Annotated in this window: 7 protein-coding genes; 5 read left to right on the forward strand and 2 right to left on the reverse strand. The window is 57.7% G+C overall.

Annotated features, from left to right (window positions below; all coding sequences use genetic code 11):
* The first annotated feature begins 75 nt into the window (after positions 1-75).
* The 4 genes from ACOYXI_RS26630 (at position 76) to ACOYXI_RS26645 (ending at position 14,496) form a co-directional block, all read left to right on the forward strand.
* A complete protein-coding gene (locus ACOYXI_RS26630; protein WP_461675476.1) occupies positions 76-13,137 on the forward strand; it encodes a hemagglutinin repeat-containing protein in 13,062 nt (4,353 codons plus the stop codon).
* 85 nt (positions 13,138-13,222) lie between these two features.
* On the forward strand, positions 13,223-13,477 hold the full coding sequence (locus ACOYXI_RS26635; protein WP_461675477.1) for a hypothetical protein: 255 nt from the start codon (positions 13,223-13,225) through the stop codon (positions 13,475-13,477).
* Positions 13,478-13,710: 233 nt separating this feature from the next.
* Positions 13,711-14,139: a hypothetical protein gene (locus ACOYXI_RS26640; RefSeq protein ID WP_127646219.1), complete on the forward strand. Its 429-nt coding sequence runs from the start codon at positions 13,711-13,713 to the stop codon at positions 14,137-14,139.
* Positions 14,140-14,193: 54 nt separating this feature from the next.
* Positions 14,194-14,496 carry a hypothetical protein gene (locus ACOYXI_RS26645; RefSeq protein ID WP_098967738.1) on the forward strand — a complete coding sequence of 101 codons (303 nt, stop codon included), beginning with the start codon at positions 14,194-14,196 and terminating at the stop codon, positions 14,494-14,496.
* 76 nt (positions 14,497-14,572) lie between these two features.
* On the opposite strand, the gene ACOYXI_RS26650 is transcribed toward ACOYXI_RS26645, so the two are convergent.
* Positions 14,573-15,307 (reverse strand): DUF899 domain-containing protein, encoded by a 735-nt coding sequence (locus ACOYXI_RS26650; protein WP_098967739.1) that lies wholly within the window; start codon positions 15,305-15,307, stop codon positions 14,573-14,575.
* Positions 15,308-15,483: 176 nt separating this feature from the next.
* Here ACOYXI_RS26650 and ACOYXI_RS26655 point away from each other — a divergent pair, with 176 nt between their 5' ends.
* Entirely contained in the window at positions 15,484-15,876 is a 393-nt protein-coding gene (locus ACOYXI_RS26655) for a transcriptional regulator (protein ID WP_134785697.1), read from the forward strand.
* Between the two features lie 114 nt (positions 15,877-15,990).
* Here ACOYXI_RS26655 and ACOYXI_RS26660 read toward each other — a convergent pair whose 3' ends face one another.
* The gene (locus ACOYXI_RS26660) at positions 15,991-16,860 is read right to left on the reverse strand and encodes a DUF6279 family lipoprotein (protein WP_098967741.1); all 870 of its coding nucleotides are present in this window, start codon (positions 16,858-16,860) and stop codon (positions 15,991-15,993) included.
* Between the last annotated feature and the right edge of the window lie 15 nt (positions 16,861-16,875).

Consider the following 16,875-nt stretch of genomic DNA (forward strand, 5'->3'; position numbering starts at 1 on the left):
GTTTTGGCCAGGCGGGGATCGCTTTGCCTGTTGATTACCCAGAACTCACTCGCCTGTCGCAACGAGAGCTCAAACATGGACGTTCGCCAATACGCCTTCCTCGCTGGTCAGCCTTCTGCTGACGTGAAAACCCGTGAGTCGTTTCTGGGCATGCCCAAGCGCGGGCTGGCGTTCCTGCTGGCGAACGTCATGTTCTGGCAACCGATGTGGGCGCAGGCCGACGGCATTGTCGTGGCCAACCCGAACACCGCGCTGGATCGGGCCGGTAACGGCGTGCCGATCATCAACATCGCCACGCCCAACGGCAGCGGTCTGTCGCATAACCAGTTCCACGATTACAACGTCGGCGCGCAGGGTGTCATCCTCAACAACGGCTCGAGCCAGACGTCGAACACACAATTGGGCGGCCACATTATCGGCAACCCGAACCTGAAAAACAGCGGCTCGGCGCAAGCCATTCTCAACGAAGTCATCAGCGGCAACCCAAGCCAGTTGCGCGGTTACACCGAAGTGGCGGGGCAGTCGGCGCGAGTGATTGTCGCCAACCCGTATGGCATCACCTGTAATGGTTGCGGCTTCATCAACGCGCCGCGCGTGACGCTGACCACCGGCAAACCGGTGCTGGATGGCGCGGGGCGGCTGGATCGTTTTCAGGTTGATCAGGGTTCTGTGGCCATTGAAGGCGCCGGGCTTAACGCGACCAACGTCGACCGCTTCGAAATCATCACCCGTAGCGCGAAGATCAATGCCGAAATCCAGGCGCAGAACCTGACCATCGTTGCCGGGCGCAACGACGTTAACGCACAGACCTTGAACGTCACGGCCCGCGCCGATGACGGCAGCGCCAAACCGCAACTGGCGATTGACTCCTCGGCGCTGGGCGGGATGTATGCCGGGGCGATCAAACTGGTCGGCACCGAGGCCGGGGTCGGCGTGAAGCTCGACGGTAAACTGATCGCCAGCGGTGGCGATATTCAGCTTGATGCCAATGGTCAATTGAGCCTGGTTGATACCTCGGCCACTGGCGCGGTCAACGTCAAGGCGGCCAGCCTTGATGCGCGCGGCCCAGTCTATGCCGGCACGACATTGAACGTGCAGACCCAAGGCAATCTGACCAACCGCCAGACCCTGGCTGCCCGCGACAGTATCAACCTCAGTGCCAGCGGTCAGCTGACCAACGCCGGAGTCATCGAGGCCGGGGTCAACGCCGACGGCAGCCGTAACGCCAACGGTGATCTGAGCCTGAGTGCGCAAAACCTCGACAACACTGGCAAAAGCCTCATCGCCGGCCGCAATCTGACAGTCAGCACTGCGCAAACCCTGAGCAACCAGGGCGGCACCCTCAGCGGACAAACCACGGCGATCACGGCGGGCACCCTGGACAACCGCAATAGCGGGCGCGTACTGAGCGGCGGCACGATGAACCTGAATGCCGCTCAAGTGCTGAACAACAAAGGCGTGATCAACAGCCAGACCAGACTGACCGGCAACATCGGTCAATTGATCAACCGCAATGGCGAACTCAGCGGCCAGACCGACGCAGTGCTGACGGTCACTTCGCTGGATAACGTCGCCGGCGTGATGACCGCCGGGCAGTTGCTCGACATCACCGCCCTCAGTGCGATCAACAACAGCAACGGCGGCCGGATCGGCGCCAGACAAGCGCTGACCCTGCGCGCACAGCAATTCGACAATAGCCAGCAAGGCCAGTTGACCAGTGAAGGCACGCTGACCACGCGCATCAGCGATCGCCTGGACAACCAGAACAAAGGCCTGATCCAGGCCAACGCTGCCATGGACGTGCAGGCCACGCGCCTGGATAACCGTGCCGGCAAGATCTCCAGCCTCAATACCCTGACGGTTACCAGCACCAACACGGACAACCGCGGCGGCACGATTCGCGCTGATCAGGCGGCGAAACTGTTGATCGGTGAACTGGATAACGGCGACAAGGGCCGCGTTGAAAGCAAGACAACGCTGACGTTCGAGGGCAACACGCTGGACAACCGCAATGGCGGTCTGCTCACCTCGACCGGTTTGCTGAGCCTCAAGGCCAACAATGTCACCAACGATGGCGGACGGATTTCCGGCAAGGGCGATGTCGACGCCAACATCGACAGCCTGAACCAGCAGGGCGGTGAACTGGTTGCCGAAGGCAACCTGTTGCTCACCGGCAAGACGCTGCAGAACCATCAGGACGGTCTCGTCGGGTCGCTCAAGACCCTGACGGTCAACGTCGACCAGATCGACAACCGCGGCGGCTCGCTCTCCAGCCAGCAGGACCTGCACATCAACGGGTCGCGCCTGGACAACAGCGAGGGCGGCAAGGTGTTGTCCGACACCACGCTGGAGGCGAAAGTCGCGCAGATCATCAACGCCAGCAACGGCCTGATTTTCAGCAAGGGCGCGAGCACCCTGAGCGGCACCGGGTTGAGTAACGTCGCAGGGCGGATCGTCAGTCAGAACAGTCTGGGGCTGACCTTCGACGGCGCGATGGATAACCAGCAAGGCCTCATCAGCAGTGAAGGGCAGATGACCCTCAGCGCCGGCAGCCTCGACAATCGCTTGGGCAAACTGTCGAGCCTTGAAGCAATGGCGCTGACCGCCACCGGCGCGGTACTCAGCCAGGGCGGCCTGATCGTCTCGCAGAAAGGCCTGACCTTCAAAAGTGGCAGCCTGGATAACAGCGCCAACGGCATCATCAGCGCCAAGGCCGATTCGACCCTGACTACCGGCGAGTTGAAGAACCGTCAGAGCGGCAGTATCGCCACCGATGGCTCGTTGTTGTTGATCGCCGGGCACCTGGACAACTCCGGGGGCACCATCGGTAGCCAGCAGAAACTTCAGGCTTCGCTGACCTCGCTGGAACAAGACGGCGGCGAGCTGTTCAGCAACAGCGACCTGACCCTGGACATGAACAACGGCCTGCTCAACAACCAGCGCGGCAATATTCATACGCCGGGCCAGTTGCTGCTGAAAAACCTCAAGGACGTCGACAACAGCGTCGGTGAAATTTCCGCTGCCAAGGCCTGGAGCCTCAATGCGCAAAGCCTGAACAACGACGGCGGCAAATTGCTCAGCAATGAAAAGCTCAGCCTCGTCATCGACCGCGCCCTGAGCAACGTCAAAGGGGTGATTGCTTCCGCCAGCCTCGACAGTCGCAGCGCCAGTTTGAACAACAACAGCGGCGACATTCGCGTGCGGGGTGATGTCGATTTCAGCGTCACCGGAATGTTCGATAACCAGAACGGTGTGGTCATCGCCGACAACGGCCTGACGATTACCGCCGCCAGTCTGGATAACCGTCAGGAAGGCCTCATCGGTTCAACAAAAGCGCTGAAGCTCAGCGTCGACCGTATCGACAACCGCAGCGGCGAACTGTCGAGCAAGGCCGATGTGAGCCTGATCGGCGCCTGGCTCGACAACAGCGACAGCGGTTACATGCTCGCCGGCGGCAATCTGGCGCTGACGGTTAATGACGTCATCAACCGCAACAAGGGGCTGCTGTCCGGTGACAGCGGCTTGACCCTGACGGGCAAAACCCTGGAAAACAGCGGACGTCTGACCAGCCAGAAAGATATCGCAATCAACCTCTCTGCGGGTCTGAACAATGCGCAAGGCAGTGTCGTCAGCGAAGGGGCTCTGGCGATCAACGCCGACAGCCTCGACAACAACGCCGGCACGGTCTCCAGCGCCAAAGCGCTGACCATCGACACACGTGGCGCCGTCAGTAACCAGGGCGGCAAACTGCTGACCGACAGCGACCTCACGCTCAACAGCAGCGCGCTGGATAATCAGCAAAAAGGCGCGATCAGTGGCAAAGGCAAACTGAGCATCACCACCGGCGACCTCAACAACAGCCAGGCCAGCATTTACTCCGCCGATCAATTGCACATCGCGGCCGGCCAGGTGACCAACACCGCCGGCAGTCTCGGCGCGGCCAATTCGCTGGTGGCCAATGTTCGTGGTCTCGATCAACAGGGCGGCAGGCTGTTCAGCAGCAATGCTGATGTCAGCGTCGATCTGAACGGCGGCGCGTTGAACAACCAGGGCGGCGTCATCAGTGCACCGGGTCAGTTGTTGTTGAAGAATCTGGCTGACGTAAACAACCGTGGCGGCGAGATTTCCAGCGAGCAGGCTTTCGAACTGCTCGCCAAGTCATTGGATAACAGCGGCGGCCAACTGCTGAGCAATCAGAAACTCACCCTGCAGATCGACAACGCGCTGACCTCGATCAAAGGCAAGATCGCGGCGGCGGCGCTGCAGGTTCGCGCGGCGAGTCTGGATAACAGCGGCGAAGGTGTTTTGCTCAGTGACAGCGATATCGACGTCAAGGTCGATGGCCTGCTGAACAACCAGAACAAGGGCAGCATCAAGGCCGCGCAACAACTGACCCTCAACAGCACCGGCCTGAATAATCAGGGCGGCACGCTGGTGGGTGTTGCGGGCGTGGCGATCGATCTGGGCGCCACCGCACAGGATCTGAATAACCAGGACGGCCTGATCAGCAGCAAGGGTTTGCTAAGCATCGCCCACCTGCGTGACCTCAATAACCAGAACGGCGTGATCAACAGCAAAGGCGTGTTGAGCATCGATACGCTGCGCAATCTGAATAACCAGAAGGGCGAGATTTCCAGCGTCAACAGCTTCAGTTTGAAAGGCAACAGCCTGGACAACCGTGGCGGCAACCTGATCAGCAACGATCAACTGACTCTGACCGCTGCCGAGCTGAAAAACCAGGGTGGTCTGGTCTCCGGCTGGAACGGCGTGAGCGTCACCGGCGGCACCCTCGACAACAGTCAGCAAGGCAGTGTTTCCAGTCTGCTCGGCAACACCAGCATCGACCTCAGTGGTGCGCTCACCAACCACAGCAAAGGTGGCGTGGGCGCGAAGGGCGAAGTGAGTATCAAAGCGGCCAGCCTCGATAACAGCAACGGCACGGTCAGCAGTGGCGGCAAACAGACGCTGGCCCTGACTGGCGGCACGCTCAGCAATGCTTCCGGCGGCTTGATCGAGAGCGGTGACGCGCTGGACGTCCGCGCCGCATCGCTGGACAACAGCGGCGGCAGAGTCACTGCGAAAAAAGCCCTGACCTTCACCGGCACGCACCTGAACAACAGCAATGGCAGCCTCGTTGGCGATGACAGCGTCAGCCTCGACCTGCTCGGTGCCCTGACCAACGTCAATGGTGCGCTGGGCAGCAGCGGCCCACTGCTGATCAAGCGTTCCGCCAGTGTCGACAACCGCGGCGGGCAACTGATCAGCCAGACCTTGCTGAACCTGCTCACCAGCGGTGATCTGAACAACAGCCAAAGCGGCACCGTGTCGGCTAACAGCCAACTGGATCTCACCGCTGGCGGCACTCTGCACAACGACACCGATGGCCTGATCTCCAGCCGCGATGCCGGGGTGAACCTCACCGCTGCGGCGCTGAACAACGCCAAGGGCGCTGTGCAAAGCATGACAGCACTGACCGTGAATGCGGGCAGCGGCGCCATCGACAACCAGGGCGGCAAGATCATCGCCCAGAACGGCGACCTGACCCTCACCGCCGCCAGCCTCGACAGCCGTGGCGGTGTGCTGTCGAGCCTCAAGGGTTTGCTGCAGACCCGCCTGACCGGCGTGTTGCGCAACGGCCAGGGCGGCAAGATCGAAGGCAGCCGCCTCGACCTGCGCGCACTCGGTGGTATCTACAGCGACGGCGGGCGTATCGCCGCCAACAGCGGTGACATCCTGCTCGATGCCGGTGTCGGCACGCTCGACAACAGCGGCGGCGGAATCTACGCCCGGGGCAAGGTGAAAGCCACCGCCGGCTCGATGAGCAACAACGCCGGCCAGATCAGCGGCAATGGCATCGACCTGGGCGTCAACGGCAACCTCAGCAACCGCAGCGGCCTGATCGAAAGCGCTGGCACACTGACGATTCGTGCTGCCAACCTCGATAACCAGGGCGGCAAACTGCGCGCGCTGGGCGCTGGCGGCAAAACCGATTTCCAGATCGGCAGCCAGTTCGATAACCGCAACGGTCTGGTGGAAACCGCCAACAACGACTTCAATCTCGCCACGCCGAGCCTGCTCAATGCCGGCGGCTCGATCACCCATGTCGGCGTCGGCGAATTCGGCATCTCGACCGCCAACGTCATGAACGCCGGCGGCTCGCTGGTGACCCTCGGCGGCCTGACGCTGAACGCGGACAGCTGGACCAACAGCAGTGTGATTCAGGCTGGGCGGTTGACCGTCAATGTCGGCAATTTTGTGCAGACTGCGAGCGGCCAGTTGCTTGCTTCCAATCAGTTGATTGGACGTGGCGGCAGTTGGAACAATGACGGATTGATTGCCAGCAGTGGCAATTTCGATATCCAGTTGAGCGGCACTTATGGCGGCAACGGTCGGCTCAGCAGTGTAGGCAATCTTGGCCTCACCGCGTCCGGAATCGAACTGAGCAGCGCGGCCAGCATCACCGGTGCGACGACCGCCACGATCACCAGTCGCGGCAACCTGACCAACCTGGGCCGACTGACGTCGGCAGACAGCCTGACCGTCAATGCCGCAGCGCTGACCAACAACGGGACGCTGGGCAGCGCCGGCTATCTGCGCGTCAACACCGATTCACTGCTTAACCAGAACGGGCTGATTTTCAGTGGCGGCGACATGGCCTTGCGCGTCGGCACGCTGACCAATCGCTACGCCGACATCTATGGCATCGGCAACATCAGCATTGCCCGGGACGACAGCAACGGCTGGAGTTCGTCGATCAACAACGTTTCAGCGACCATTGAAAGCGTGGGTGATCTGAGTCTGGCGGCGGATCACATCGAGAATCGCAAGGATGTGTTTGAAGTGGCTGCCGGGGGCGGGCTGATCTCCGGGGCGATTGGTGTTCGGTGCGAAACCTGTACTTCGTTCTCCAACATTTTTTACGAGACTCGCCTGCCGAGCCACATGGTGTGGATTGAAAAATACCACTCAACCATTGTTCAGGATTCGGCTTCCGGCACGCTGACGGCCGGGCGAAACCTTACTGGGAATGGTCGGGAGTTCATCAATAACGCCTCTGTCGTAAGCGCCGGGCGTGACATGACAATCAACGTGCAGAACTTCACGAACCAGGGAGCGACTGTCGGGGACTACACCGTCAGTCGCTGGTTCGCCGCGCCAGGTCGGCATGACGTGTTTTTCTGGAGGGACGTACTCGCCTATAACGCTGCCAATGATCCGGACTATGACTCAGGAAAAATGGGGGTCTCGGACGGCAAAATCAAAATGATCCCGAACCTCCACACTTGGGACATGAACAACGTCGAAACGTTGACTACGGTCGGCGGGCGTCATACCGGTAGCGAGGCCGCCAACTTCTTCCTGTTTGGGTCGATCCTTCTAGACTACGACGGGAAATTGCCTTTCCCTGCACCGAGCTACGACAGCGGCGTGCGCACGGAGGCGCCGGCTGCGGTCAAGAACGCAGCGTTCTCCAAAGTCACCACTATTGAAAGCAGCCCGACGGCCAATGCCAACGCAGTCGTTCAGGCCGGCGGCACCGTCTACATCAACGCGACCAACAAACTGGACAACGGCGTCGTTCGCAACGGTAACGCCGCTGCCGGCGGAGCGTCTCGCCTGGGCTCCACGCAACTGGCGGGTCAAGTCACCCCGACAGTCATCCGTATCAACGCCCAGCTTCCTCCAGACCTCGCCCAACAACAGGTCAACCCACTGGCCTTGCCGGGCTTCACCCTGCCGACCGGCGACAACGGTCTGTTCCGCCTCAGCCGCAAGGACGGCAGCGAGCAAACGCTCGTAGCCGGCAAGGACTGGACGATCGGCTCCATCACGGCCGCACCCTCGACACATGCGGGCGGCATGCCGGTCAGGCATGCAACAGACCTCCAGTTCGATAAAAACGATCCAGTCTCGGTGAAGAATCGTGAGCTGGCATTGGCCAGCCGTCCTTCGCTGAATCTCAACGACAAGACGGCTGTCATCAACGTCAATGCCGCTGCCGGTGACGGGCCGGTTGGTGTGCTGATGCCCCCTCGTGGCAACGTTTCTTTCGACGTTCCACGCGTGCAGGCCCTACCCGATACCAGCGTGCGCTCCAACCCGCACAAATATCTGATCGAAACCAACCCGGCGCTGACCAACCTCAAGCAGTTCATGAGCTCGGACTATCTGTTGGGCAAGCTCGGCTACGACCCCGACACCAGCGCCAAGCGCCTGGGCGACGGACTGTTTGAACAACGCATGGTGCAGCAGGCCGTGGTGGCCCGCACCGGCCAGCGCTTCATCGACGGACAGACCTCCGACGAAGGCATGTTCAAGTACCTGATGAACAACGCCATCGCCAGCAAGGATCAGCTCAACCTGTCGGTGGGCGTCACCCTGACCGCGCAACAAGTGGCGGCACTGACCCACGACATCGTCTGGCTCGAAGAGCACGAAGTGAACGGAGAAAAAGTGCTGGTGCCGGTGCTGTATCTGGCCCAGGCCAACAACCGCCTGGCGCCGAACGGCGCGCTGATCCAGGGCGGTGACGTGACCCTGATCGCCGGTGGCAATCTGGATAATGCCGGGACGCTGCGCGCCTCCAACAACCTGTCGGCGGAGGCCGGCAATAACCTCACCAACACCGGTCTGATCGAAGCCGGCGAACGCCTGACGCTCAAGGCCGGCAACGACATCATCAACAAATCCGGCGGCATCATTTCCGGCAAGGACGTCAGCCTCACAGCCACCAACGGCAGCGTGATCAACCAGCGTGACGTGACCAGTGTCGATGTCAATCGCGGTGGCAACGTGTTCCACCGCGACTACCTGGACAACGCCGCGCGAATCGAAGCGGCCAATGATCTTACGGTCAAGTCCGGCAAAGACATCAACAACATCGGCGGCGTGCTGAAAAGCGGTGGGGACATGACGCTCGATGCCGATCGCGATGTGAACATCACTTCAGTGCAGGATCGCAGCACCAATGCGCGGGGCGGCAGCTACCTCGATCAGACAATTACCCAGCATGGGGCTGAAGTGACATCAGGGCGCGATCTGTCGATCAGTGCCGATCGGGATGTGGCGGTTGTGGCCAGTCGGCTGGATGCCAAGCGGGATCTCGCTGCAACCGCAGGCCATGACATTGTCATCACTTCGGCCGCCGACGAGAGTGACTACGTATCGCGCAGCAAGAAGCGCGCGAACGAAACCCACAGCATCACTCAACAAGCATCCTTACTGAACGCCGGACGCGATATCGCGCTGAACGCGGGTAACGATCTGGGCATCATCGCCAGTCGGATCAAGGCTACGGAAGATGTCAGCCTCGATGCGGTGCAGGACATTACTGTTGCCTCCGCAAAGGACGAGAGTTCGTCCTATTACTACAAGAAGAAAAACGGCTCGTTCGGGCGCAGCAAGACGACCGAGCGCCAAAGCTATGAAAGCGAGAACGTCGCTTCGGTGATCGAGGCGGGCCACGACCTGACCGTCAACACCTCGAAGGACAACGATGGCGCTGTCACTCTCGATGGTGGACGCAACGTAACCATCATTGGCAGCCAATTGAAAGCTGGCAATGATCTGGTAGTGGGGGCGACTAAAGACGTGTCCGTGCTTTCTGCCACTGAAGAGGCGGGCAACTACAGTAAGAAAACCAAGACCGGTCTGTTCGGCATGTCCAGCAGCGGAAAGAGCCAGCTGCAGACCACCGTCACCCAGATTGGCAGCGAACTCAATGCTGGCCACGACGCCGTGGTGCTGGCTGGACGCGACGTGCGTCTGAACGCCAGCCAGATCAATGCCGATAACGATGCCGAGCTGCACGCGGGGCTGGTGGACAAGGAAGGCGACATCACCCTGTCGTCAGCCGACGATCAGGCCTACAGCCGAGCCGAGGAGTACAAGAAAAAACTGGGCCTGTCGCTCAAGGACACCATCGGTCTATTCGCGGGTACGCCGGGTGCAGGAGCTGACATCACCCTCAATGCATCGCACAAAAACGGGCGCGAGGTCATCAGCTCCAACAGTGTCGGTAGTCAGGTCAATGCCGGTCACGATGCAATTCTCGACGCAGCCCGTGACATCAACATCATCGGCAGCGGCATCAGTGCCGATAACAACGCTTCGCTTGACGCCGGACGCGATGTCAACGTTGTCGCGTCGATCGATAAACAACGCAGCAATGAGTGGAAAACCGATAAGAGCTACGGCATCAAACAGACCATCGACAACAATGGATTCACTACGTTTGTCGGTAACGAGACGATCAAACACGGTGTCGACAGCAGTGGCTACACCGCTGCCGGTAGCTCCATCGATGCCGGGATGAACCTCAATGTAAATGCCGGTCGTGACATCAACCAGCAAGGCTCCGATTTTACGGCGGGAAACAACATCCGGCTCAAGGCCGACCGCGACATCAATATCGATGCCAAGGAAGAAGCCAGCGAAGTCACCATTCGTGACAGCGTGAAACGCAACGGGACGACCACGACGGTTGCCTACAACATCGGCAATACCATTGACGGCCTCAAAGGCACGGGCAAGGGTGAGGACGGGGTCAGCAAGGGCTCCAGCGTGCTGAAGTCGGTCGACACCCTGGATCAATTCTTCAGCGGGCCGAAGTTTGACGGACATGCCGGTGCTTCTAGCGTCAGTTCCAGCAGCACGCAGACTTCGGTGACTCAACGTCCGTCGACATTGTCGGCGGGAGGCGACATTACCGTTGATGCAGGGAACAACGTCAATGTGAGTGGCAGCCAGTTCAATGCCGGTCGCGACATCAACGTCAAGGGCAAAGACATCCGGTTCGATGTGGCTCACGGTTCCGAGAACACCGAGGATCATTCGACCCAAAGCAAAGGTGGCGTGAAAGGCGGCACCACCGGCGGCTTCAAACTCGGTGTAGGGGTCAGCAACGCCGGTAACGTAGGCGAGTCCGCGCAGGGGAATTCGACGACCGCTCAGTTGAATGCTGGCGGCAGCATCAATCTGGATGCAAAAAACGATCTGACACTGGTGGGTACCCAGGTCACCGCAGAGCGTGACATCAAGCTCAAGGCCGGTAACGACCTGAACATTCTGTCTTCACAGAATGCCTACAGCAGCTCGAATGATCGACGCAGCTGGGGGGCCGAGGGCGGCATCATCTTTGGCCAGCAAGGTTTCGGCATCTATGGCTCGGCGAATGTGGGGATCGGTGACCTCAACCGTGAGGGTGTCAAGCAGCAGGAAGCCTATCTGTATGCCGGCAACAAGTTGAGTTTCGAGAGCAAGGGTGACACCAACATTGCGGGCGCCACGCTGCGTGGTGATGAAGTCATCGGCGATGTCGGTCGAAACCTCACCGTAACGTCGGTCCCGAACACCGGCAAGGTCAGCGGAAAAGAACTCGACTTGAGTATTACCGGCTCTTTCTATGGAGCGAGCGGTTCCGTTGGCTATGGCAAAACCACCGGTAAAACCAATTGGGTCGAAAACCAGACGGTCATCAATGGCAAGAGCAATGTCGACATCCGCACACAGGACCACACCCAGTTGGACGGTGCGGTCATCACGGCTGATAACGGCAACCTGAAGCTCGACACCGGAACCCTCGGCTATCGCAACATCACCGGCAAGGACAACGAGCACGGTTACTACCTCAATGTCAGCGGCAGTTATAGCCCGGGCGGTGACGCCCAAGCCGATAAGCCCAACAAGGGCATGGAGGGGGACGCCAAGAAAAGCTGGGCGGTGGAAGGCTACAAATACGACAAAGATCGTGAGCAAACCCTCAATGCCACCGTCGGCGCGGGCCAGATCATCGTACGCAACGACAAGGTCACCGGACAGGATTCCACGGCCGGGCTGAATCGGGATGTGAATAAGGCTTACGAGGTCACCAAGGATGAAGAGCATCGTACGGATCTGTATGTCAGCAGTAGTTCAATTGATGCAGTAAGACACCCTGTTGCAACGCTCGATAAGTGGGAAAAGAGCGTTACTGACTTTACCAAGAATCAAAAGGATCAAGCAGCTCAGATAGCCCTGATTTTGGGCTCCATAGATAATGTCTGGAATGATATTCAGGCACAGCACGTAAATGCCGATGATGTTTCGAAAAATTTCATTGAGAAGTTTGGAGAGAAGCGCGCGCTCACGATAACCAAGAACCTGGTTCGTGCCGGACTTGACCCAGAGTTACTGGAAACCCTTGATCCTAAAATTGTTCAGGCTCTAGTCGATTTTGAGGCTCAAGCCGCAGCCTACGATGGCAAGTTGAAAGACTGCATCGAAAACAAAACGTGCAAGGTAAATCAACAGGATAACTGGAGGCTGGGAGAGGTTCTTGAAATCGGTGAAACGGGCATCAGTAACCTTCCTCGAAATGCGGGTGAGGCACTACTTGCCCCGGTTGTAACGGCGTTGACACTAGCGGGCAAGATTCCCCCAGAACAGCTTATGGCCATCTCACTATCGATGCAGGCTTTGATGGGCCCGTTCAAGCTAGTCGTGAGTGTTACGGCGAGCGCGCTTAAAGGCTTGGTCAAAGAGCAATACGATGAGGCTATGGAGACCGCGGCTATCAAGTTGGCGGCCGCCGTGACCGGTCGCGAACTGGAATACATGAAGTACCTTCACCAGAGTGATAAGACGAATCCTGACTCTGCGCTGAAGGGAGATCCCTATGTGATGGCCACCAAGTTCCTCCTTGGTGCTGTTTTGGATGGGGTCACAGGCTTTGGCATCAAGACTGGTGGAAGAATTCTGGGTGTAAGTGGCAGCCCAGGACCCAGTAAGCCGCGAGTAGAAATCGATAAAGGGCCATCATTACCTGTCATTCCGGGTCGAGTGAAATCACGCGTCAACCTGAAAAATTCCGGCATGGATCATTTGATTTCTCGCCACCTTTCAGGTAAGTCGAATGCTAGCCAATTCTCTATCAGCGAAAAGGAGATTCGTACGCTTCTACAGAGCAAAACAGTAATAAATACGCCTATTACGAGAATTGTTGAAAGTAAGCAGGGCGACCGATATGTACGAGAAGTCAATGTTGGTAGAGAGATTGGGACAGATAAATTCAATGATGGTAAAAGCACATCTATAATGACCGTAATGACCGACAAATTTGGGAACTTGGTTACAGCGTTTCCGGGAGTGCTTGAATGATTTTTGATGAGGAAATTAAAGGGAGCTGCTAGGGTCCAAGGAGGCACTGTTTTCCGGGGAGGAAAACTCTGCACTGTTGAGGATAATGCAGGAGAAGTTTCCAGAAGTTAATGTTGCGTTCATCTTGGACTGGGTTCCCGAACAGGCTGAGGATATTTATTGGGTGCTTATTGATGTCGGTCGGGTAGCAATTATTGAAGTTCCGCGTTCAGCCAAAACAATGCCGGGTGGCCCTTTGGTCGAAGTGCGGTCGATTGAAAGTTATAATGATAAGAAATTATCGAAAAGGGCGCGAAGGAAGTTGAAGGTTGCCCTTGATCTTATTTGTTTAGAGGTGTGAATTACATTTTTTCAGAAAAAGGTAGGAAAAGAGGATGGATTCTGAGAGATCCCCACAAGCCTACTGAAAAGGGGACGGATTTATAATAAATCTGAGAATCATCTGGCCGGCCTCCCCACGTCGCGGAGGTGGCGCAAAATTCAACGTAAATGGGGACAGACCACGTTTAGAAAGTACTGCGAAAACGTAGTCTGTCCCCCGTTTTACGCTTCTTTCTTCAGAGAGGGCGGGGGATGCTTCTGCAGTCATTGAGTACAGCAACGATGTTTATTAAGTTTGATAAGTTGATAGATTTATTTGCTGATGAGGAGCATCCAAGGGACTATTGGTCTGACGTCGCCATTGTCAGCGCCTCCGAGATGCTGGATCGCTTCTCTGATACTGATTGGCTGGAACTCTTCTCGGTTGTAGACAGCAGGAGCGATTTTTGGGTGTTACGGGTGTGTGAAATGTTGGGGGATTCCCCGGATAAAAGAGCACTGGCCTTATTGCTTAAGGTGACTTCACGTAATGGCAGTGTAATTTACGCCGCATTGGAATCGATCAGATCAATGATCAGTCTCGGGCTCGACGTGTCGGCGTATGCAGATCAGATCAACGCGGCGAATGAGCGTGGTAAGCATACGACGGGCAGAGTGGGTTTACTTCCGGTTCTCCATTGAAAGTTCGGTCTGTCGTGTCCCGAATAATGAAAGACCCTTTCCGCAGGAAATAGAGTGATTACTGAAGACTTTGAAATCGTCAAAGCAATTTTTCAGCTGGTTGAAGGCGGAATTGTTCACGGTTATGACGCCTTTCGATACAGCGTTGAGTGGGGTGGTAACTATATGGAGGCAGACCTCGCCGTTGAAAAAAATGGTTCAGAAATCTGGGACGCTGAGACTGATTTCAACCATTCGAAAATCTATGCGCTTGTAGAAAAATTACACGCGAATGCGGTTGCTCGCGGCGAGCCATGGATATCCTTTGTTCTGTCTTATCGCGAAGGCGAACAAGTCAAAACGAAATTCGACTACTAAACGATGATGCGTATTCCAGGCATCCAGGATGCAGCGGGCGGTATTGCCGGCCGCTGCCTTTCCTTTGATTTGCTGATTATCTCTGGTGGCAGCAACTCGAGGCTTTTTCATTTTCATACCGATCATGATGCCGCACCCACTCCATGATCTCGTCCTCATTCCTGCCCTTGGGCGTGAGGTCAAGGTAGTTGTAGGCGCCGACCAGCATGTCCAGACCGCGGGCATAAGTTGAGTAGGTGTGGAAAATGTCGCCCTTTGCATCACGATAAAACACGCTCAGGCCGGGCATTTCTTCCTCGGCACTGTCAGTCTTTTCGTAGTTGTACGTAGCCTTACCTGCAGCAACATCTTCAGCGCGGGCGCAAACACCAGAGTCGTAGTTGAAATCGGAACCGTCTGACGACACCCAGTCGAATTTCCAGCCCATACGCCGCTTGAAGGCCTGGAACTGTTCAAACGGGGCGTGGGAGACCGCGACCATTGCGATGTCGTGATGCGCCAGGTGCAGATTGGCGCCGTCGATGTGGTCGGACAGGAACGAGCAGCCCTGACACCCTTCTTCCCAGTCCTTGGCGAACATGAAGTGGTAAACGATCAATTGACTGTGTTGGCCGAACAGGTCGGCCAGTTTCAGCTCGCCGTGCGGGCCGTGGAAGCGGTAGTCCTTGTCGACTTTGACCCAGGGCAATGCGCGGCGTTTGGCGCTCAAGCGGTCGCGCTCACGGGTGAAGGCCTTTTCGTCGGCCAGATGCTGTTTGCGCGCAGCGAGCCATTCTTCGCGCGATACCACCGGATGATTCTCGACGTTCATGATGATTTCTCCTGCGGGGGTTGAAACCGTCTTTGTCAGACTAGTCGTTTAACCCTCGATCAATTCGACAGACCGCCGGTCGGTCGCTGCGGAAAATGCCGCTGAACGGCTGCGATGCGTCCGGGTCACAACCTATGACAGCGCCCCAAATCACGCGCACCGGAGGTTGAATCAGGATGACGACTTATAACTGGGATTTGATTGAACGCTTGCTGCATGAAGTGCAGAACAGTGCAGGCGAAAGTTTCGCGCCGCGAAAATATGCCGAGGACTATGCGGCGCAGAAAGCCAGTGCAGGCGAGCCGATCGAGAATCTGGATCACCTGAAAACGGTGGCCTGCGAATATGAAGGCTTGTTGCTTGATCGTGGATTTATCGAACCGCGCCCTGATCATATGGGCAGTACCGGCAGCAATTTCATTCTGACGCCACGCGGATCAAGCCTGCTGAGCCTGATCGACAGCAGCATTCCCGGAAATGATCATCCGCGGCAGGTGCTGGACGAGCAGGAAGATGCGCTGGATGAGGCGACGTTTGATGAGCTGGCTTCAAAGGCGCAGATTGCCTGACAGGCCTTTTGTGGGAGCGGGCTTGCTCGCGAATGCGCTGTATCAGGCACATAGATGGTGAATGATCCACTGCATTCGCGAGCAAGCCCGCTCCCACATTGGATTGGCATCCTACTAAGGTTTCTGTGCAGCTTTCAGGCACTTCAGGTCATTGAAGTCTTTACGCACCCCTTCGATTTTCTTCAGCAACCGCTGACGCTGCTGCGGCGTACTTTCGGCCATCAAATCCACCGCCAGCGAGCGCGCTTGCGCTTCGGTGTTGGCGTAAGCCTTCTGGTAATCCGTTGTCCATAAACGCTCGCGGTTGACCAGAAGTGTCTCGATTCGTTGTGGGAATTCGGCACTTTTACGCTGGGCAACGGCGTTACTGAACTGCTGCTGCCAATGTGCGCGGTTGGCGATCCATTGAGTGTTCTGATCGCCCAGCGCGGTCGACCAGGCCATCACTCGTTGTTCCTGAGTGGCGCTCAACGGGCCAAGCCAATCGGTCAGGCGCTTGTCCATGCGCGCGCCGCGCTCGGCGATCTGCTGCGCCAGTGGCGGTTTGACGTATTCCTTTTCCCGTTTGCGCAGATCCTTGGCAAACGCATCGTTCATCTCGGCGACTTGCTTGTCGTCCAGCCCTTGCAGCAGCTCGATGGCCGACGGTGTGATCTGCCGTGCAGTTTCGGCAATGGCTTTTTTCGCTTCCTCGGTTCGTGCTTGCAGCGCAGCGTCGGTCACCTGATTGCTTTCGACCATTGCCTGCAAGCGATCCAGCCAGTCGAGGTAGCCCGGCAATTGCGTGGTGCAGTGCCAGTTCAGGTGCTCCTTGAGGCGATCGTTGAACCAGTCTTTTTGCTCGCTGGTCATGTCCAGATAGTCGCCAAGCGTCCATGGAATGATCACGTCGAGATTGCGGTAGGCCAGGCCGACGCGGCTGCAGGCGCCGAGGGCGAGGGTGAAGATCAGCAGGGTGGCGAGGTGTTTGAACCAGCGAGACATGAGCGAATCCTTGCG

The sequence above is a fragment of the Pseudomonas sp. G3-19 genome (genome assembly GCF_054855875.1).

Bases quoted from the DNA above. Each gene is read 5' to 3' on its own strand.
- ACOYXI_RS26660 (WP_098967741.1), bottom strand. From the start codon at position 16,860: ATGTCTCGCTGGTTCAAACACCTCGCCACCCTGCTGATCTTCACCCTC.
- ACOYXI_RS26655 (WP_134785697.1), top strand. From the start codon at position 15,484: ATGACGACTTATAACTGGGATTTGATTGAACGCTTGCTGCATGAAGTG.
- ACOYXI_RS26630 (WP_461675476.1), top strand. From the start codon at position 76: ATGGACGTTCGCCAATACGCCTTCCTCGCTGGTCAGCCTTCTGCTGAC.
- ACOYXI_RS26635 (WP_461675477.1), top strand. From the start codon at position 13,223: ATGCAGGAGAAGTTTCCAGAAGTTAATGTTGCGTTCATCTTGGACTGG.
- ACOYXI_RS26640 (WP_127646219.1), top strand. From the start codon at position 13,711: ATGCTTCTGCAGTCATTGAGTACAGCAACGATGTTTATTAAGTTTGAT.
- ACOYXI_RS26650 (WP_098967739.1), bottom strand. From the start codon at position 15,307: ATGAACGTCGAGAATCATCCGGTGGTATCGCGCGAAGAATGGCTCGCT.